Here is an 18,570-nt window from a genome sequence, read left to right on the forward strand (position 1 = left end):
TGTGAATCCTCCTTTTTCTTGTGTTTTTATTTTACGGCACCGTTTACAACACCATTTAAAATATGCTTCTGGCAGATCAGATAAAACAGAAGGATCGGAAGCAGTGCCAGCAGATAAGAGGCAAACGCAAGGTTATAGTTTGTTCCGAACTGAGTCTGGAAATTCAGCTGTGCCAGAGGCAATGTGGTTCCACCCGTAGATCCGGACATGATAACCAATGGAGTCATAACATCATTCCAGGTTCCAAGTGCTGTCAGAACTGCCACTGTGGCATGCATCGGCTTCATGATCGGAAAGATGATCTTCCAATATGTTTTCCAGGTGCTGGCTCCATCCACACAGGCAGCCTCCTCAAGGGCCATTGGAATGTTTGTCAGATATCCGGAATAAAGAAGCACATTCATAGGCATATAAAATACCGTGTAAAGAATGATCACACCGACTTTGTTATCAAGGCCCATCTCAGCAGTCTGCTTTACAAGCGGCATCATCAGGATAGCAAACGGAACAAACATACCGCTCACTACATAGAGATAGATAAATTTATAAAATTTACTTCTCTTGTTTCTGGCTATAGCATAACCTAAAAGTGAATGAATTACAATAGCAAGAACCACTGTAATCACAGTGATCAATACACTGTTTCCAAGAGAATGCCAGAAGTCTGTTACCTCCATAGCTTCCCTGAAATTGGCAAGACTGAATTTCTCTGGCAGAGACAGGATCCCGGCTACACTGTTGGTCATCTCTGTCGGCTGCTTGAATGCGATCACAATTGTCATATAAAGCGGAAATACCACTGTGATAAGGCCAAGGATCAGAAGGATCGTTACCGGCCAGTTCGCTTTTTCTCTTACTTTCGTTTTCATTACAGCTGCTCCTCCTTTTTCCCTGTGATAGTCAACTGCACTGCAGAAATGATCACGATCACAATAAAGAATATAACCGCATTAGCGCTCTGGAATCCAAACTGACCGCCACTCATACCATTGTTATAGATCAGATAGGAAATGGATTCTGTACTCTGTGCAGGACCACCCTTTGTCAAAGCCATGATCTGATCAAATACCATCAGGAAGTTTTTCACACAGAGAACCATGTTGATACTGAAAAACGGAACGATCAGCGGGAATGTCAGATAACGGAACTTACTGAATCCGGTAGCACCGTCAATAGCTCCTGCCTCGTATACATCCTCCGGCACTGTCTGGAGGCCCGAAATATAGATAATGGTATTCATTGCGATGGACTGCCATGCACAAACGATCACGATGGCAACCCATGCCAGGCTCGTACTGGAAAGCATGCTGGAAGACAATGTTTTATTTCCGATCATCTTTCCGAATGCAGGCAGGATATATGTAAAGAAATAATTGAAAATATATCCTACGACCAGTGCGCCAAGTACATTAGGAATAAAATAAGCTCCACGCAGTGCACTCTTGAAACGGATCTTGCTGTTCAGTCCAAGTGCCAGGATCAGGCTGAGTACATTCGTTACAATAGTTGCCACGATGGCCAGCTTAAAGGTAAACAGATAGGAACCGCCAACACGGCTGTCTGTAAAAAGATCCTTATAGTTTCGAAGTCCTACCCAGTCATAGCTTCCATAGCCTTTAAAGTTCGTAAAGCTGTAGATCACACCCTTGATCAGAGGCAGTGTGTTAAAGCAGAAAAATAATGCCACGATCGGAATGGTGATCAGAAGAAAGGTCAGCTTTCTTCCACTCATAGATTTTTTTCCCATGATCAGTTCTCTCCTTCCCCGTTCTTCTCCTCATAGTCCTGTACTTTACGGATAATGTCACGGTTATATCTTGTCCAGTCTGTATCAAATTTTTTCAGGAATGCATCTTTATCCTTTTTCATCAGGAAGGTCTGGATCTGTGCATCCACAGCCATCTCTGTAGGATAATAATGATCCTGGTAGTCGGCCATCCTTCCCTCTTCTATGTATTCCTTCATACCATCCAGCGTAGAGGGAAGTGTGAAATCACCCTCTTTACAGGGAACTGCCTTCTGGTCATCCAGATATGTCTGTATATTCTCATCCTCAAGAAGGAAATCCAGCACTTCATATGCAGCTTCCTTATTCTCACAGTCATCCATCACACAGAACTGAAGGTCAACTCCGGAATTCAGTTTGTTTTCTGACGGATCATTGCTTGCCGGTGTTACAAAAGAATCAATATCCATATCCGGATTTACACTCTGGATTTGCGGGATCGCATAGCTTCCGATGGGATACATGGCAGCCTCCCCTTTTGCAAAAGCGGTGCAGGCTCCATTGTAATCATAGGCAAAGGGATCATCCGGTCCATACTGGATAAGCTCCAGCATACGGTCTGCTACTTCCTTATACTCTTTTGCAAAAGTAGTGTTTCCCTGGTTTACCTGGCGGCATACATCGGCTGGTGCAAGATCTACCGCAATAGAATTCCACGGTGCAAGACAGGTCCAGGTATCTTTAAATCCGAAATAAAGCGGCTGGATACCTGCATCCTGAATTTCCTGGCAAAGGCTCATAAATTCATCCCATGTAGTCGGGATCTGCCAGCCATGCTCCTTGAAAAGCTCACGATTGTAAAGGATTCCGGCGGCATTGGCCACGTAAGGAACCGCATAGACTCCGTCTTCCGGAACGAATTCCAGCGCTTTATCAATTTCTTTATATGCATCTTTGATCGAATCCAGTCCCTGATAATCGGAAATATCCATCAGCATATCAGAATCAATAAAATTGGAAAAGTTAACATCGCCTCCGATTCCAATGATATCCGGATTATCCTCACGGATAAATCTTGTCTTCAATACAGTCATAGCATCGTTTGGTGATTCGATGGTAAGATGGATATCATCATGAGTGGCATTGAATTTTTCTTCCAGTTTTTCAAATGCCTTAACCGCTTCCGGTTTATACTGCACAAGTTCGATCTCTGTCTTTCCGCTATCCTTTTTACCTGTGCCGCATCCGCTCAATGTAACGGAAGCTGCCATGGTAAAGGCAAGTCCCATACAGAGGATCCATTTACTTCTGTTGCGCATCTTGTAATGCTCCTTCCTTTTCCTTTTATTTGATAAGTCGGATATCACCCATTTAACTGATATGGCTATCCGGGTTCTCCAATACTTATTCTCTGGTTTCTTTTTTCTGAAAGCTATTTTAACATAGCTTTATGCTTGCATAAATAGCAGTGTTTTTCTTGTTTTATACCAAAATGCAATTTTTCTCTGTCTTCATTAAAGTCATCTAGCATTTTGATATATTCTATACCTATATCACTACTTTTATCTAAAATTAGTATATTCCTGATTCATCGAAAATCAATAGGTTTCTCGCGAAACTTAATTTTCTCACAAAGTTTTCTCGATTATTTTTCTCTTTTTTGTATATTTTACAGGCTGTTTTTGTAATTGCATTTTTATACATATGTTGAAGTTCCCTGCTGTTTTAATATATAATGTTACTGAAACCAGACAAAATCATGCGCCTAAAGGATAAAAATATGAATGACCTTCTCTTCTCCGTTTTTCCAAATGAAAACTTTGTTGATATCGGACTATACCAATATGGCTGGGAGCACTGCGCTCCGGCACATTCATTCGGCCCGGCCGCACGAAACCATTATATTTTTCATTATGTGATCTCCGGTACAGGAACTCTGATGGCAGACAATTCCGCAGGAGAGACCATCACCTATCAGGTAAAAAGCGGCCAGGGTTTCATGCTTTTTCCCGGTCAGATCAACACCTACATTGCAGATACCGACTTTCCATGGGAGTACACCTGGGTGGAATTTGACGGGCTCCGGGCAAAAGAGATCGTGGAAACTGCAGGTTTAAGTCCGGATCATCCGGTCTATCACAGCCACTCTGCAGATCTCCGCCAGAAAATGATGGAGGAAATGCTTTATATCAGCCATAATTCCCAGGAATCACCCTTTCATCTTATCGGACATACCTGGCTTTTTCTGGATTACTTTATGCGCTCTACTGAAACTGTCCGCATGAAACAGGATGGAAGTATCCGTGATTTTTATATCAAGGAGGCGCTCTCTTTTATTGAACAGAATTTCCAGAATGATATTTCCATTGAGGATATCGCAGCCTGCTGCGGCCTGAACCGAAGCTACTTCGGTAAGATCTTCCACGACACCATCGGACGTTCTCCCCAGGAATTCCTGATCAGCTATCGCATGACCAAAGCTGCAGAACTTCTTAAGATCACAGCCCTGTCTATCGCAGATATCGGAAATGCAGTCGGATATCCCAATCAGCTGCATTTTTCCCGGGCTTTCAAAAATGTATACGGAATGTCGCCAAGAAACTGGCGGATGAAAAACAGACTTATTGAAAAAAAGCCTCCGGCCAGAAAATAGCCGGAGGTTTTTTATTAAAAAATGTATTTACTTAAAATGTAAATTTATCAGCAAAGTATGCATCAAGCTCATCGATCTTCACACGTACCTGCTCCATAGTGTCACGGTCACGGACTGTAACTGCACCGTCATTCTCAGACTCGAAGTCATAAGTGATACAGAACGGAGTACCGATCTCATCCTGTCTGCGGTAACGTTTACCGATATTTCCACGATCATCGTACTCACAGTTGTACTTCTTGGAAAGCTGCTGGTAGATCTTCTCAGCACCCTCGTTAAGCTTCTTGGAAAGCGGAAGCACACCGATCTTAACCGGTGCAAGCACCGGATGGAAATGAAGGACTGTACGGACATCGTTCTTCTCTGCATCCAGAACTTCCTCATCGTAAGCGCTGCAGAGGAAAGCAAGTACCATACGGTCTGCTCCAAGTGATGGCTCGATAACGTATGGGATATATTTCTGTTTCTTCTCATCATCAAAGTATGTGAGATCCTGGCCGGATACATTCTGATGCTGTGTCAGGTCATAATCTGTTCTGTCAGCGATTCCCCAGAGCTCACCCCATCCGAATGGGAAAAGGAATTCCACATCTGTGGTAGCCTTGCTGTAGAAGCTCAGCTCTTCCTTATCATGGTCACGGTAACGAACCTCATCATCCTTAAGTCCGAGAGCACTCAGCCAGTCAAGGCAGAACTTCTTCCAGTATGCAAACCACTCAAGATCTGTATCCGGCTCGCAGAAGAACTCAAGCTCCATCTGCTCGAACTCACGGGTACGGAATGTGAAGTTACCCGGTGTGATCTCGTTACGGAAGGATTTACCGATCTGGCCGATACCAAACGGGATCTTTTTACGGGATGTTCTCTGTACGTTCTTGAAGTTTACGAAAATACCCTGTGCAGTCTCCGGTCTTAAATATACAGTATTCTTGGCATCTTCGGTAACACCCTGGAATGTCTTGAACATCAGGTTGAACTGACGGATATCTGTGAAGTTGTGTTTACCACAGCTCGGACATCCTACCTCGTGTTCTTTGATGAAGTCCATCATCTTCTCCTGGGACCATGCATCTACGCTTCCCTCAATGGCAATGTCATGCTCTGCACAAAAGTCCTCAATGAGTTTATCTGCACGGAAACGCTCGTGGCACTCTTTACAGTCCATAAGAGGATCAGAAAATCCGCCAAGATGTCCGGAAGCGATCCATGTCTGCGGGTTCATAAGGATCGCACAGTCAACACCTACATTGTACGGAGACTCCTGAATGAATTTCTGCCACCATGCACGTTTTACGTTATTTTTAAGCTCTACACCGAGATTTCCATAATCCCACGTGTTTGCCAGGCCGCCGTAGATCTCGGAACCCGGGTAAACAAATCCTCTGGCTTTTGCAAGAGCTACGATCTTTTCCATTGTCTTTTCCATGATTTCTCTCCTCTTGACTTGCAGCTGTTCCGCCAAATGCGTCCGGAAAGCTCCGGAAAAAGCTGCTTTTTTACATTTTTGGTCTTATTATACTAGTATCCTCATGATTTTTCAAGGATATTTCCATTTGCATTGCTTCCTGTCCTGCTTTTGAAAAATAAATCGTTACGGTTATTCCGCAGCCGGCAGTGATCTATCTCATCAATTCCAGGATCTCCAGACTTTTAAACCGCTTGTCTGTATTCAGCTCCGTATACCGGTAAATGTGGCGTTCCAGTTCCCGCAGCACATCATCCCGTACTGTAAACGTATACAGCTTTGCCAGGGGGGACACGGCTATGTAGCGCATGGCATACAGGGCAGCCGCTGAGATCCGTTTCCTGTCCATGGCCATCCTGCTGCAGTCCGCACACAGGATCCCATGCTCGTCCTGGGAGAAAAAAAGTTCTCCGGTTTCTTCCTCCGTAAGCTCTCTCCCGCAGCCCGCACACTGGAACAGCTGCGGCATCACGCCCTGGATCACCATAGTCCGCAGTTCATAGATACAGCGCACCAGCCGGTCTTCTATATGAGGATTCAAAATGGCTTTGATGGTCACATAGAGAAGATTCATCATCTCCTTCTCATCCGTTCCCTCTTTGCCAAAATAATCTGCCAGCTCCAGAAAATAATATCCATAGTAAACCCCCGGCTGCCGGGTGGCCAGCTCCACAAAATGATGCTGCACGCTGACCTGGTTCAGATTATAGCTCGTCCTTCCCTCATAAAGAGTAAAGCTTCCGAATACAAACGGGTTAGCTGCTGCCATGAACGGACTGTTCTGCCGTCTCGCTCCCTTGGCAAAAGCGGAGATCTTCCCCCTCTCTCTTGTGAGAAGGACGATCCGCTTGTCATAATCCCCTACCGGCATGGCAGAAAGTACCACTCCCTGTACGGTAATCAGATCACTCATTTTCAGATTTCTTTCTTATCATATCCAAAGTTCTTGATCAGGAAATCACTGTCTCTCCAGTTCTTAGTCACCTTGACCCAGAGCTTTAGGTTTACCTTTGCTTCCAGCATACGCTCCAGCTCATAGCGGGCATTGCTTCCGATCTTTTTCAACATGGCACCCTGTTTTCCGATGATGATGCCTTTGTGGGAATTACGCTCGCAGATGATGGTCGCATCAATATCTATGATGTTGCTTCTTCCCGGACGTTTCTTCATCCGGTCGATGGCAACGGCGATTCCGTGAGGGATCTCCTCATCCAGTGCATGCAGAGCCTTCTCACGGATGATCTCTGCGGCGATCTGGCGCTGAGGCTGGTCGGTAACTGTATCCTCATCATAGAACATCGGTCCGTACGGAAGATATTTGAAAATACTTGGAATGATATCCTGTGTGTTTTTTCCGCGGAGGGCAGAGCAAGGAATGATCTCTGCAAAATCGCAGATCTTACGGTAGGTATCGATCGCAGGAAGAAGCTCTTCTTTTTTTACCGTATCGATCTTGTTGATGATGAGAATCACTGGAACTCCAACCTTCTGCAGCTGCTCGGCAATGTGGCGCTCTCCCGCACCTACGAATGTGGACGGCTCCACCAGCCACATAATGGCATCTACTTCCTTCAGGGTTCTCTCCGCAACCTGTACCATGTATTCTCCAAGCTTGTTTTTTGCCTTGTGGATACCCGGTGTGTCCAAAAATACGATCTGTCCCTCATCACAGGTATACACAGTCTGTATCTTGTTTCTGGTTGTCTGTGGCTTGTTTGATGTGATGGCGATCTTCTGTCCGATAAGATGGTTCATCAGCGTGGATTTTCCAACATTCGGTCTTCCGATGATCGCAACAAAGCCTGATCTAAAATTATTATCCATTCTTTATCCTCTCATAATCCTTTCACAGCCTGCTATCCCATTTAACGGACAGCAGGCTTTGTTTCTCATCAGCCGATCAGTGGCTTCACTTCCATGAATACATCTTCCGCCTTCTCTATTGCAGTCTCACTTCCTACTACGCAGATCTGATCATCGGAAAGTACTGCTTCTACAAGAGCTGCCAGTTTCTGGATATCCTCCTTCTGCGCTCCGAGGATCTGATTTCTTTCCTTCTGGAGCATATCCTCTGTAACATTGGAGAAATATGCGGTTTTTGAGATACTTCCCTGCATCTGCGGAGTTCTCGGCACATCCTTGTTGCTGATCGTTCCGATAATATATTTTGTCATCTCACGCTCGTCTGCCTCAAAGGCACGGATATAATCCGGCACTCCTTGGTATACTTCCAGGGTTCTCTTTAGATGGGGATCACGGTAGGATACCAGGAAGCTCTCTCCGTTTCTCTTAAAGCCACTCATGCAGCCATACGCTCCACCCTTTACACGAAGGTTGATCCAGAGATAATCGTAGCTTAAGATCACTTTCAGGATCTCCAGTGCACCGGTATACTCCAGGCCTTTTTTGCGGAAGTTTCCGTTCTGTGCCACATACTGGACCTGGCCGGAGGTCTTGAAGGCTTCGTTTTTCTTTATGCAGGGGGCCTGCTTCACAGACTCCGGCTTCTGTCCGTTAAACAAAACTTTTTTGATCCCGGCAGCCTGTGCTTTTACTACATCCAGAGATTCTCTCTCTCCGGTATAGCTTACACAGAAATTCTCCGGACGAAGGACCTCTTCCATCACCTTACGGAGATTTTTCACGATCTCATCCTTGCAGCTGTCAAAATCCTTCTCCAGTTTTTCGATAAACTGATAATATCCGATTCCTGCCATCTCATCCTGGAATGCCGCCATCGGAGATGCGTAGGAAGCACCACGGAGAACGGCGGTGGAATGGCCTGCACTTGCAAGGCTGGCCTGGGCTCTGGATCTCACTCTGGCAATGATCTCGTAGAGACGTTTGGTGTCATCCAGCTTCGAAGTTGTAAGAACCTCCCGGATCATGGAAAACATGAAATCCATCTCCGGATATAACGCTTTTCCTCTTACGGCAAACATGGCACGGAATGCATCGGTATCCTGGGCATCATCAAAAACCTCTATCCCATAGGCAATACCGCCGGTTCTCGCATTCACTTCATTAAACAACTCGCCATATGTGTAATTCTCTGTATCCACTGCACCAAGCACAGATTTCAGAAGTCCCAGATAATGGACTGTGTCAACATCAAAGTCATGGATCTCAAAAAGAAGATCTGCATAACCGATACCATTGGTGCACACATCATGATACAGAAACAGGCTGTCCTCCACATGGTGCTCCTCGTTTGTCAGTCCTGTGATCTCTTTTTTGATATCTTCTCTGGAAAGCATCGGGATACAGGTCAGTGTTTCCGGATCTTCCTCGGATTCCTGATAAGCTTCCAGGGCTTTTGTATTCTCTACCATCCGGGTAAGCTCTTCATCAGAAAGGCTCTTTCTGTAATTCTCCAGTTTTTCTTCCAGTTCTTTGTCTCTCTTAGCAGCAAGGCCTTTCTCCGGTACCAGGGAAAGGATCGCGCCATGGGTATTATCCAGAAGATATTTACGGATCAGATCCTCAAAATATCCCTCTTCCAGAGCTTTTTTGAGGAACTCAAATCCCTCAAGAAGCTGTACTTCACAGAACGGCTTTGTATCGTCATAAAGCCAGCTGCTTAAAATATCCAGGCCATACATCAGTCCCTTCGGATAGGAAGAGAAATCTGCCTCACGGAAACGGAATTCGTAGTAGTTGATTCCGGCTGTTACTGCCTTCTTGTCGATACCTTCCTCCATGATCTTTGTGAGGGTGTCACGGATCACTTTGACAAATTCCTCTTTCTGGCTTAAGTTGGCTCCCTTTGCCACGATGGAGAAATAGGTCTGTTTGATTCCATCCTCAAAGGAGCCATAGATATCCTTGCCAATCTTTGCATCCAGAAGTGCCTGTTTCAACGGTGCACCCGGTGCGCTTAAAAGTGCGTAATCCAGGACTTCGAAAGCAAGACTTAAGTTGATATCTGCTGCTTCACCCACAACCATATTGTAGGAAAGATAAGTGTTATCCTCTTCTCCTTCGTCCTCTGACACCGGATAATTTTTCTGGATATCTTTTACCTGGGCAAAAGCTTCCTGATCCCGGATCTGGGAATCAATGGCAAGGGAATCAAAGGCAGACAGATAATGGCTGTCAATAAACTCCAGTTTCTCCTCCATATCCATGTTTCCATAGAGATAGATAAAGCTGTTGGACGGATGATAGTACTGTCTGTGGAAATCCAGGAATTCCTCGTAACTGAGATCCGGGATATTTACAGGATCTCCGCCGGACTCACAGCCATAGGTGGTATCCGGGAACAGGGAATTCATGATCTCACGCTCCAGAACATCATCCGGTGAGGAAAAAGCACCCTTCATTTCATTGTAAACGACACCGTTGTATTTCAGCGGGCCTTCTTTTTTCTCCAGATGGTAGTTCCAGCCTTCCTGACGGAAGATCTCTTCTTTTTTGTAAATATTCGGATAGAATACCGCATCCAGATATACATGCATCAGATTCTGGAAATCCCGGTCATTACAGCTTGCTATCGGGTAGCAGGTCTTATCCGGATAGGTCATGGCATTAAGGAAGGTATTAAGAGAACCTTTTACCAGCTCCACAAAAGGATCCTTAAGCGGAAATTCCCTGGAGCCGCACAGTACGCTGTGTTCCAATATATGAGCAACACCTGTGCTGTTTTTCGGCGGTGTACGGAATGCAATGTTAAAAACCTTATTCTCATCACTATTCTCGATGAGCATCACTCTGGCTCCTGTTTTTTTGTGTCTCAGAAGCCATCCTTTTGAATGAATATCCTGAAGCTCCTCTTCCTTCAGGACTTCATATGCTTTCAGATGATTGGGATTCATAAAATAGTAACCTCCTGAATGTTTCTCTTCACACCCGACATGGATCTTCGTTCAAAAAATCTCAGAATATTTTATCGGATGCATGGCAACAAAAGGCTGCCTGAGTAGTCAGACAGCCTGAAACGGAAGCTCTCCGGCCTCCTAAATGTTTCCTTCGTTGGGATAATACTGCCTGTAGATCTCTCTGGCAGCTCTTGTGATGATTCCAAGCTCAGCTTCCATTCCAAGATTAGCCGGAAGCTCCACAGCTGTTTCCCTGATGTCTCTCTGGACCTTGGCCTTCGCACTGTCCTCCTTGATGTGGATCAGGCCGAAAATCGTTGTGTTATAGGATTTATCTGTCTGACAGAGATCCATGTAGACCAGAACCAGATGACAGCATTCCCGGTAAAGAAGCTCCTCATAAAGGCCGCCCCTTTCCTGGAGCTCCTGAAATTTCAGCTTCTTAAGATACTTGCCTATCTCTTTCTTCGCACTTCTTGTACCAAAGAATCTGGAAGCGGAATTCCGGTTAAACTCCATGGTCATCCAGAGACCGAGATAACCGTCTGCCCTGGTATCACCAGTCTCAGCTTTATCGCTGTAACGGATCTCCCAGAGTTCCTTGCGGATCCTGTTTTCTTCCGGTTCTTCTCCTGCTGCAATGGACTGCTCCAGAAGCTTCAGGCGCTCCATGGGATCTTTCTCTCTATAGTATTTCGCAATTGTTGGTGTATCCATTCATTCTTCCTCCTGATATCTGAATATTATATCAGACAACCTGCCAAAAATACACCCCTATCTGTGATTTCGAAGCTTTTTCCCAGGGCTTTTCACTTTTTTTCCGCGGTTATCACATAGATATACATTGCGGATATACCACAGGGTCTTATCCTCTCCGTATTTATCCAGGATCCGGAGAAGTCCCTCCAGCTCTTTCTTTGTCTGTGGGTGGATAAACCACAGCTTCTCCTTGCTTTTCAGAAAATACTGCAATGGTTCATGATAGGTATATTCCTCTCCCAGATAGTTTCTGGATGCACTGATCCGGTCCATGACCATTTCCGCCACATATTTTCTGGGCATTCTGGCTCCCATGATCACATGCTCACCGTCAAGGGAATAGTCTACCCAATGTTCAAAATGGTGTCTGTTTCTTCCCTTATGGTGCAGCCAGGACATGGATACGCCGGTTGCCTCACGTTCTGCGTTGTTGGGACTTCTTGTCCCCTGATAATATTTACAGCCTACCAGAAATTCCGTCGGGGAATATTTGGACAGGTCATGAAGCAACCCCTGCTTATATAACCCGATACGAAAACAATATTTCATCACCAGAAGCTTATGCCTCGTGATGGTCCTGAAGTGCAGCCACGGGTGCCATGATCGCATCTTTCTCCGCCTCCTGTCTGCCCAGCAATACCACAATGGCGCGGGGGCCTATTTCGATTGATTTTTTATATTCTTCTTCCTCCTCCAGACAGAATCCTGTTCCGTGAAGAGAGGTATCTGCGATTTTTTTCCAGCACATGCCTTCCGGGAGATTGGGCAGAGCAAGGCTCCGGTTTTCCCAGTGGAAATTATAGCCGATGTAAATAAAATCATCCTCTGCAGCCTCCAGATCCTCTTTTTCCCTTGCATAGGCTCCGTAGTACATCATACCAAGAAGCCTGCTGGTATTCTCATAGCTCAGATACCAGGCACGTTCCCCGTGAAGAGACACATCCGGGAACCCCTTGGTCAGATAATCTACCCCTTTCAGTTCCACCGGCATATGAAGAACGGGATGGGCCTTACGAAAAGCAATGGCATCCTTTACAAATTTCCTCAGTCCCTGGTTTCTGGAAAGGCCCTTCCAGTCTGTCCAGCCGGTAGCATTATCCTGACAGTAGGCATTATTGTTTCCGCTCTGGGAATTGCCGAATTCATCACCGTGATAGATCATGGGAACACCCTGACTCAGCAGCATCATCAGAAAGGCATTTTTGATCTGGCGTTCCCTCATCTGACGGACGGAAACCTTACGGGTAGGGCCTTCCACACCACAGTTCCAGGAATAATTATAGCTGCTTCCGTCCTGATTGCCCTCGCCATTGGCCTCGTTATGTTTATAATTGTAGCTCACCAGGTCATTCATGGTAAATCCGTCCTGGCAGACCATGTAATTGATCACTCCATGATTCTCGCTGTTATGACGGATATGCCATGCTGCAGCCTCCACCATACCTTCATCGCTTTTCAGGAAACGGCGCATATCCTGGAGAAAATTCATATTGCTCTCCGCTCCGCAGCGTCTGACCGGAAGCTTTCCTCTGTAAAAATGATCAAAATCAAAGCCCTGGAAGATCAGTTTTGCTCCGGAAAGGATCCCATCCCGAAGAAGCATCTCCCGGTTAAAGCCCTCTCCCAGCACATGAAATCCATCTACATGGTAAAAATCTCTCCAGAACTGCAAAGCTCGAAGAGCCATCAGGCTGTCTGTTTCCTCTGGAAAATAGAATTCCATGATACAGGCAATGCCGTTCTTGTGCAGCTCCCGGATCATATACCGAAATTCCTGCTCCGGTTCTCTGGTGCTGCAGTAAGCACTCTTCGGGCTGAAATAGAAGCCGGATGCATAGCCCCAGTAATTCACTACATTTTCCTTTCGACGGGTCTTGATGTGTTCACTGCCTTCCTTCGGTTTATTGATCGGAACCTCACAGAATTCATAGGCAGGCATCAGTTCAATGGCATTGATCCCAAGTTCTTTCCAGTAAGGGATCATCTCTGTCAGGCCAAGAAAAGTCCCCTTATGGGAAACCATCTTTCTGGCAAGCTTCGTATAACCACGGACATGAAGCTTGTACAGGATCATATTTTCATATTCTACTGCCGGTGCAGTTTCATTTTCCCAGCCGGAAACATTCTCATTAAGGAAGCGACAGCGGACCTCCTTTTCCGGATCGTAAGGTACTCCGAAATGCTCTCTCCCGTGAAGTCCGTATGCATACGGATCCTGCACGATCTCACCGTCTATTTTATAATTATATTCAAACTCCTTCAGAGAAGCACTGCACAGCTTCAGTGCCCACACACGTCCTGTATGGAAATCCTTTGGAAAAACGATCTCCACCGGTGCGGCAGCTCCTCTTTTTTTATATAAAAGCAGGGACACTTCGGAATCCTCCGATGCCTCCACTGCAAAATTATAACCGCCCTCCATTTTGTTGGCGCCAAGTATCAGCGGCTGACCTTTCTCCACTCGACCTAATCTGCGGCTTGCCAAGGCAACTCCTCCTTTTCTCTTTTTATTATTCAAATCCATAGAAATCCTTTTCGCCGGATCCGTCACAGATCAATATCCAGCTCAACCGGGCAATGATCGGATCCCATGATCTCTCCGTGGATCTTCGCATCCTGAAGCTTTTCTTTCAGGGAAGGGGAAACAAGGAAATAGTCGATACGCCAGCCGGCGTTCTTCTCTCGTGCACGGAAACGGTAGGACCACCAGGAGTAAACGCCCTCTTTATCCGGATAAAAATAGCGGAATGTATCAATAAAGCCACTCTCAAGGGCTCTGGTAAAGCAGGCTCTCTCTTCATCAGTAAAGCCTGCATTTTTGCGGTTGGTCTTCGGATTCTTGAGATCGATCTCCTGATGTGCCACATTAAGGTCGCCACAACAGATCACCGGTTTCTTCTCCTGCAGTTTCAGAAGATAAGCCAAAAAATCCTCTTCCCATTTCATACGGTATTCCAAACGGCGGAGCTCGCTCTGGGAGTTGGGAGTATATACAGTCACAAAATAATACTCTTCGAATTCCAGTGTGATGACACGTCCTTCTTTATCATGCTCCTCTATCCCAATCCCATAAACTGCAGACAATGGCTCCCTCTTTGTAAAAATGGCTGTACCTGAATAGCCTCTGCGGTTTGCGTAGTTCCAGTACTGATGATATCCGGGAAGTTCCAGTTTCACCTGTCCCTGCTGGCATTTCGTCTCCTGCAGACAGAAAATATCCGCATCCAGCTCATGAAAGCGTTCCTCAAAGCCCTTGGTGATACAGGCCCGGATCCCATTTACATTCCAGGAAATAAATTTCATATTTTTATATTTTCTCCTCATTTTTTCGTCATATTTTTATTATATCTCACATTGTCGGATTAAGCAAAAAATATTTTGAAAGTTTTCTCAGGCTCTCAAATATTTTGTTGCTGTTCTACGTCATATCTGTTAAAATGTTCTCTATATCATGCAGAGCTGCCCTCTTATTTACAGGCAGCAGCAGAACGGAGGATTTTTTTATGAGTGATGAATTTAACAAAAGCGGATGTGCACCAAGCGACTGCGCTTCCTGCACAGCTAACTGCGAAAGCAAGGTAGATGAAGCACATCATACCATCACCCTGACTATGGATGATGATACTGAGGTAGAATGTGCCATCCTTACTATTTTCCCTGTAGAGAACAAAGAATATATCGCACTTCTCCCACTGGATGAGAACGGCCAGAATGAGACCGGTGAGGTTTATCTCTACAGTTTCTCGCGCACAGCAGACGGCGATCCGATGCTGGCAAACATTGAAGATGATGAAGAGTACGACGCTGCCGCAAATGCCTTTAACGCAGTCGTGGAAAAAGCACGTGCAGACGAGGAGGCAGACGCACCTCTCAGCTAAACAGTGCATTTATCGGAAAGCAGTAACTACACAAAACAAGCCCGGAAAATCGGATGTATGTGATCTTCACACCTCCGCCTTCCGGGCTTTTGTTTTATTTTGTGGTACTTCCGAAGCCGCCGTTTCTTACTGCATCTGCATCGTCATCCACAGTGATTCCGTATTCCACAAAGATCCCCTGCATAAAACCGGTTCCTGCCGGGATCTGGATCGTTTTATCTTCTCTTGTATCGTTAGTCAGCTTGGCAAAGATATGACCTTCGTTGTCGGAAAAGAAATAATCGCTGTCAATGATCCCCACGGTGTTATTCAACTGCAGCCGGAATTTAAATCCCAGTCCGCTTCTCGGATAACATTTCAGAACCCAGCCCTCTTCCATCTCTACACGGATACCGGTCGGTATCTTTACGATCTCACCTGGCTTCATGGTCACATCCACAGGTGCATAAAAATCATATCCTGCACTTCCGGTCGTAGCTCTCTTCGGAAGTTTCAGGCTGTCGTAGATATTCCGGATCTCCTCTTCTGAATACTGTTCAAAGGTATCCTTCCAGTCCTTTGCAAACTGTTCAAAACTTACCTTGTGAAATTTCGCAATTCTTTTCATTTTTCGTTCCACTCCCAATAGGTAATTTCAAAAAAACCTCTGATCACTCCGTGTACAGAACCACACGGTTCTCACGAAGTGACGCCTGTACATCGATCACCCTCTGATTTGAGGAACCTTTCCATTTCAGACGAACCTCTTTCTTGTCCACCTGAAATTCCCCGTCCACGCATACATCCAGATAATGGATGATCTCGTACTGCTGGATTTCTTCCCAGAGAGAACCGGTATACAGCCAGATCGTCTTATCCGGATACTTCTCTTTGATCTCTCTTGCAAGAGCTGTTACCTCAGCGATATTGGAAGGATGCAGAGGATCGCCTCCTGAAAAGGTGATCCCGCTGATATAATCCTTGTCCAGCTCTGCAAATATCTCAGCTCGCTCGCTGTCCGTAAAGGGCAGACCTCCATTCGGATCCCAGGTAATGGGATTCTGGCACTCCCGGCAGCCGTGTGAACAGCCGGCCACCCAGAGTACTACACGAAGTCCGTCTCCGTTTAACATATCGTCCTTGGTAATATTGTGGTATCTCATCATTTATGCTTCTTCCGGTACATCCTTCATGCTGAAGCTGATTCTTCCCATCTTGTCCTTGCCAAGGCAGATAACTTTAACCTTGTCACCAAGTGTAAGAACATCCTCAACACGGTTGATTCTCTGTTTGGAGATCTTGGAAATGTGTACCATTCCCTCCTTGCCTGGTGCAAACTCAAGGAACGCGCCAAACTCTTTGATGCTGACTACACGTCCTGTAAAGATCTGTCCTGCCTCAAACTCGGTAGTGATGATCTCGATCATACGTTTCGCCTCATCCATACCCTTCTGGTCTGTTCCGCAGATGGAAACTGCACCGTCATCTGTAATGTCGATCTTCACACCTGTACGCTCGATGATGGTGTTGATGGTCTTTCCTCTCTGACCAACTACGTCACCGATCTTCTGCGGGTCGATCTGGATCTGGATGATCTTCGGCGCAAACTCGCCAACGCTTGTACGAGGCTTGTCGATACATTTCTCCATAACTTCTGTAAGGATATACTCTCTTGCCTCTTTTGTTCTGCGGATTGCTTCCTCAACGATCGGTCTTGTAAGACCATGGATCTTGATATCCATCTGGATCGCTGTGATTCCGTCATGTGTTCCGGCTACCTTGAAATCCATATCTCCGAAGAAATCCTCAAGGCCCTGGATATCTGTAAGAACGATGTAATCATCGTCTGTCTCGCCTGTAACAAGTCCACAGGAAATACCTGCAACCGGTTTCTTGATCGGTACACCGGCAGCCATCAGTGACATGGTAGATGCACAGATACTTGCCTGGGATGTGGAACCGTTGGACTCAAATGTCTCAGATACGGTACGGATTGCATACGGGAATTCCTCTTCTGTAGGAAGTACCGGTACCAGTGCTCTCTCAGCAAGTGCTCCGTGGCCGATCTCACGGCGTCCCGGTCCTCTGGAAGGTTTTGTCTCACCTACGGAGTAGGACGGGAAGTTGTAGTGATGCATATATCTCTTGGATGTCTCAAACTCATCCAGTCCGTCAAGACGCTGTGCCTCTGTAAGAGGAGCCAGTGTGGTAACGGTACAGATCTGAGTCTGTCCTCTTGTGAACATGGCAGAACCGTGAACTCTCGGGATGATGTCTGTCTCCGCTGCCAGCGGACGGATCTGTCTGATCTCACGGCCGTCCGGACGTTTGTGATCTTTGAGGATCATCTTGCGGACAGTCTTCTTCTGGTACTGATATACAGCCTCACCGAGAACGGCAAGCCACTCTTCGTTATCTGCAAAAGCTTCTTTCAGCTTGTCTGTGATCTCGCTGATATTATTCTCACGTGTCTGTTTGTCATCGGAGAATACGGCAACCTCCATCTCTTCCGGAGGAACGATCTTCTTGATCTCATCAAAGAGTTCCTGCGGTACTGCACAGGACTCGTAGGAATGTTTCTCTTTTCCGCACTCAGCTACGATCTGGTCGATGAATTTGATGATCTCCTGGTTTACTTCGTGAGCCTTGTAGATAGCTTCGATCATCTTGTCTTCCGGAATCTCGTTGGCTCCGGCCTCGATCATGATAACTTTCTCTCTTGTGGAAGCTACGGTAAGCTGAAGGTCAGAAACTGCCTTCTGTGCAAGTGTCGGGTTGATGATGAACTCGCCGTCGATCATGCCAACCTGTGTGGTTGCACATGGGCCGTCGAATGGGATATCAGAAATACAGGTTGCAATGGAAGAACCAAGCATAGCCGGGATCTCCGGATTGCACTCCGGATCAACAGACATAACCATGTCTACCAGTGTTACGTCATTTCTGTAATCCTTCGGGAACAGTGGACGCATTGGGCGGTCGATAACACGGGATGTAAGGATCGCATGCTCGCTTGCCTTACCCTCTCTCTTGTTGAATCCTCCCGGGATCTTTCCTACTGCGTACATTTTCTCCTCATACTCAACGCTTAACGGGAAGAAATCGATTCCTTCTCTTGGCTCTTTGGATGCGGTAGCAGTAGCAAGAACTGTAGTATCACCGTAGTGCATAAGAGCGGCACCGTTGGCCTGTTTTGCAACACGTCCGATATCTACAGTCAGTGTTCTTCCTGCAAGTTCCATGGAATAACTTTTGTACATGTTCGTTCTCCTTTTCTTATTATATATTCATGA

Annotated in this window: 16 protein-coding genes; 2 read left to right on the forward strand and 14 right to left on the reverse strand. The window is 46.0% G+C overall.

Annotated features, from left to right (window positions below; translation table 11 throughout):
- Positions 1–26 precede the first annotated feature (26 nt).
- From CCC17_RS10010 to CCC17_RS10020, 3 genes are read right to left on the reverse strand one after another with little or no spacing between them, the layout of a single operon-like run.
- A complete protein-coding gene (locus tag CCC17_RS10010; RefSeq protein ID WP_015525816.1) occupies positions 27–869 on the reverse strand; it encodes a carbohydrate ABC transporter permease in 843 nt (280 codons plus the stop codon).
- The gene (locus tag CCC17_RS10015) at positions 869–1,747 is read right to left on the reverse strand and encodes a carbohydrate ABC transporter permease (protein ID WP_015525815.1); all 879 of its coding nucleotides are present in this window, start codon (positions 1,745–1,747) and stop codon (positions 869–871) included. Before CCC17_RS10015 ends, CCC17_RS10010 begins: the two co-directional genes overlap by 1 nt.
- Positions 1,748–1,749: 2 nt before the next feature.
- Complete coding sequence (locus CCC17_RS10020; RefSeq protein ID WP_015525814.1) at positions 1,750–3,045, reverse strand: ABC transporter substrate-binding protein; 1,296 nt, start codon at positions 3,043–3,045, stop codon at positions 1,750–1,752.
- Between the two features lie 461 nt (positions 3,046–3,506).
- Between CCC17_RS10020 and CCC17_RS10025 the strand changes: the two genes are divergently transcribed.
- On the forward strand, positions 3,507–4,379 hold the full coding sequence (locus CCC17_RS10025; protein WP_022426301.1) for an AraC family transcriptional regulator: 873 nt from the start codon (positions 3,507–3,509) through the stop codon (positions 4,377–4,379).
- A gap of 31 nt (positions 4,380–4,410) precedes the next feature.
- On the opposite strand, the gene CCC17_RS10030 is transcribed toward CCC17_RS10025, so the two are convergent.
- The 8 genes from CCC17_RS10030 to CCC17_RS10065 all read right to left on the reverse strand — a co-directional run bounded on the left by CCC17_RS10030 (position 4,411) and on the right by CCC17_RS10065 (position 14,723).
- Positions 4,411–5,805 (reverse strand): glycine--tRNA ligase, encoded by a 1,395-nt coding sequence (locus CCC17_RS10030; RefSeq protein ID WP_015525811.1) that lies wholly within the window; start codon positions 5,803–5,805, stop codon positions 4,411–4,413.
- 193 nt (positions 5,806–5,998) lie between these two features.
- Positions 5,999–6,757, reverse strand: coding sequence for a DNA repair protein RecO (gene recO, locus CCC17_RS10035; protein ID WP_015525810.1), 759 nt, complete (start codon positions 6,755–6,757; stop codon positions 5,999–6,001).
- 2 nt (positions 6,758–6,759) lie between these two features.
- Positions 6,760–7,668, reverse strand: coding sequence for a GTPase Era (gene era, locus CCC17_RS10040; protein WP_015525809.1), 909 nt, complete (start codon positions 7,666–7,668; stop codon positions 6,760–6,762).
- 68 nt (positions 7,669–7,736) lie between these two features.
- Positions 7,737–10,658 (reverse strand): insulinase family protein, encoded by a 2,922-nt coding sequence (locus tag CCC17_RS10045; protein ID WP_015525808.1) that lies wholly within the window; start codon positions 10,656–10,658, stop codon positions 7,737–7,739.
- 141 nt (positions 10,659–10,799) lie between these two features.
- Positions 10,800–11,378 (reverse strand): DUF6553 family protein, encoded by a 579-nt coding sequence (locus tag CCC17_RS10050; RefSeq protein ID WP_015525807.1) that lies wholly within the window; start codon positions 11,376–11,378, stop codon positions 10,800–10,802.
- 57 nt (positions 11,379–11,435) lie between these two features.
- Positions 11,436–12,029 carry a DUF5662 family protein gene (locus CCC17_RS10055; protein ID WP_021977109.1) on the reverse strand — a complete coding sequence of 198 codons (594 nt, stop codon included), beginning with the start codon at positions 12,027–12,029 and terminating at the stop codon, positions 11,436–11,438.
- Complete coding sequence (locus CCC17_RS10060) at positions 11,980–13,905, reverse strand: Type II secretory pathway, pullulanase PulA and related glycosidase (RefSeq protein ID WP_059085211.1); 1,926 nt, start codon at positions 13,903–13,905, stop codon at positions 11,980–11,982. The genes CCC17_RS10055 and CCC17_RS10060 overlap by 50 nt, the downstream gene beginning before the upstream one ends.
- Before the next feature lie 62 nt (positions 13,906–13,967).
- Complete coding sequence (locus CCC17_RS10065) at positions 13,968–14,723, reverse strand: exodeoxyribonuclease III (protein ID WP_021977111.1); 756 nt, start codon at positions 14,721–14,723, stop codon at positions 13,968–13,970.
- 200 nt (positions 14,724–14,923) lie between these two features.
- Between CCC17_RS10065 and CCC17_RS10070 the strand changes: the two genes are divergently transcribed.
- Positions 14,924–15,298 carry a DUF1292 domain-containing protein gene (locus CCC17_RS10070; RefSeq protein WP_015525805.1) on the forward strand — a complete coding sequence of 125 codons (375 nt, stop codon included), beginning with the start codon at positions 14,924–14,926 and terminating at the stop codon, positions 15,296–15,298.
- A 94-nt stretch (positions 15,299–15,392) separates the two neighbouring features.
- Here CCC17_RS10070 and CCC17_RS10075 read toward each other — a convergent pair whose 3' ends face one another.
- Genes CCC17_RS10075 through CCC17_RS10085 form a run of 3 tightly spaced genes read right to left on the reverse strand, consistent with a single transcriptional unit; the run spans position 15,393 to position 18,537 of the window.
- The gene (locus CCC17_RS10075) at positions 15,393–15,905 is read right to left on the reverse strand and encodes a deoxyuridine 5'-triphosphate nucleotidohydrolase (RefSeq protein WP_015525804.1); all 513 of its coding nucleotides are present in this window, start codon (positions 15,903–15,905) and stop codon (positions 15,393–15,395) included.
- A gap of 43 nt (positions 15,906–15,948) precedes the next feature.
- Positions 15,949–16,440 (reverse strand): anaerobic ribonucleoside-triphosphate reductase activating protein, encoded by a 492-nt coding sequence (nrdG, locus tag CCC17_RS10080; RefSeq protein WP_114001476.1) that lies wholly within the window; start codon positions 16,438–16,440, stop codon positions 15,949–15,951.
- Positions 16,441–16,443: 3 nt separating this feature from the next.
- Complete coding sequence (locus CCC17_RS10085) at positions 16,444–18,537, reverse strand: polyribonucleotide nucleotidyltransferase (protein WP_114001447.1); 2,094 nt, start codon at positions 18,535–18,537, stop codon at positions 16,444–16,446.
- Positions 18,538–18,570: the final 33 nt, after the last annotated feature.

Origin of the sequence: Blautia sp. LMAG:36 (assembly GCF_008680535.1) — a bacterium.
Taxonomy (GTDB): domain Bacteria; phylum Bacillota; class Clostridia; order Lachnospirales; family Lachnospiraceae; genus Blautia_A; species Blautia_A fusiformis.

What these genes read in the sequence shown, in the direction of transcription:
- CCC17_RS10010 (WP_015525816.1), bottom strand. Translation starts at nt 869, where the DNA reads ATGAAAACGAAAGTAAGAGAAAAAGCGAACTGGCCGGTAACGATCCTT.
- CCC17_RS10015 (WP_015525815.1), bottom strand. Translation starts at nt 1,747, where the DNA reads ATGGGAAAAAAATCTATGAGTGGAAGAAAGCTGACCTTTCTTCTGATC.
- CCC17_RS10020 (WP_015525814.1), bottom strand. Translation starts at nt 3,045, where the DNA reads ATGCGCAACAGAAGTAAATGGATCCTCTGTATGGGACTTGCCTTTACC.
- CCC17_RS10025 (WP_022426301.1), top strand. Translation starts at nt 3,507, where the DNA reads ATGAATGACCTTCTCTTCTCCGTTTTTCCAAATGAAAACTTTGTTGAT.
- CCC17_RS10030 (WP_015525811.1), bottom strand. Translation starts at nt 5,805, where the DNA reads ATGGAAAAGACAATGGAAAAGATCGTAGCTCTTGCAAAAGCCAGAGGA.
- recO (WP_015525810.1), bottom strand. Translation starts at nt 6,757, where the DNA reads ATGAGTGATCTGATTACCGTACAGGGAGTGGTACTTTCTGCCATGCCG.
- era (WP_015525809.1), bottom strand. Translation starts at nt 7,668, where the DNA reads ATGGATAATAATTTTAGATCAGGCTTTGTTGCGATCATCGGAAGACCG.
- CCC17_RS10045 (WP_015525808.1), bottom strand. Translation starts at nt 10,658, where the DNA reads ATGAATCCCAATCATCTGAAAGCATATGAAGTCCTGAAGGAAGAGGAG.
- CCC17_RS10050 (WP_015525807.1), bottom strand. Translation starts at nt 11,378, where the DNA reads ATGGATACACCAACAATTGCGAAATACTATAGAGAGAAAGATCCCATG.
- CCC17_RS10055 (WP_021977109.1), bottom strand. Translation starts at nt 12,029, where the DNA reads ATGCGATCATGGCACCCGTGGCTGCACTTCAGGACCATCACGAGGCAT.
- CCC17_RS10065 (WP_021977111.1), bottom strand. Translation starts at nt 14,723, where the DNA reads ATGAAATTTATTTCCTGGAATGTAAATGGGATCCGGGCCTGTATCACC.
- CCC17_RS10070 (WP_015525805.1), top strand. Translation starts at nt 14,924, where the DNA reads ATGAGTGATGAATTTAACAAAAGCGGATGTGCACCAAGCGACTGCGCT.
- CCC17_RS10075 (WP_015525804.1), bottom strand. Translation starts at nt 15,905, where the DNA reads ATGAAAAGAATTGCGAAATTTCACAAGGTAAGTTTTGAACAGTTTGCA.
- nrdG (WP_114001476.1), bottom strand. Translation starts at nt 16,440, where the DNA reads ATGAGATACCACAATATTACCAAGGACGATATGTTAAACGGAGACGGA.
- CCC17_RS10085 (WP_114001447.1), bottom strand. Translation starts at nt 18,537, where the DNA reads ATGTACAAAAGTTATTCCATGGAACTTGCAGGAAGAACACTGACTGTA.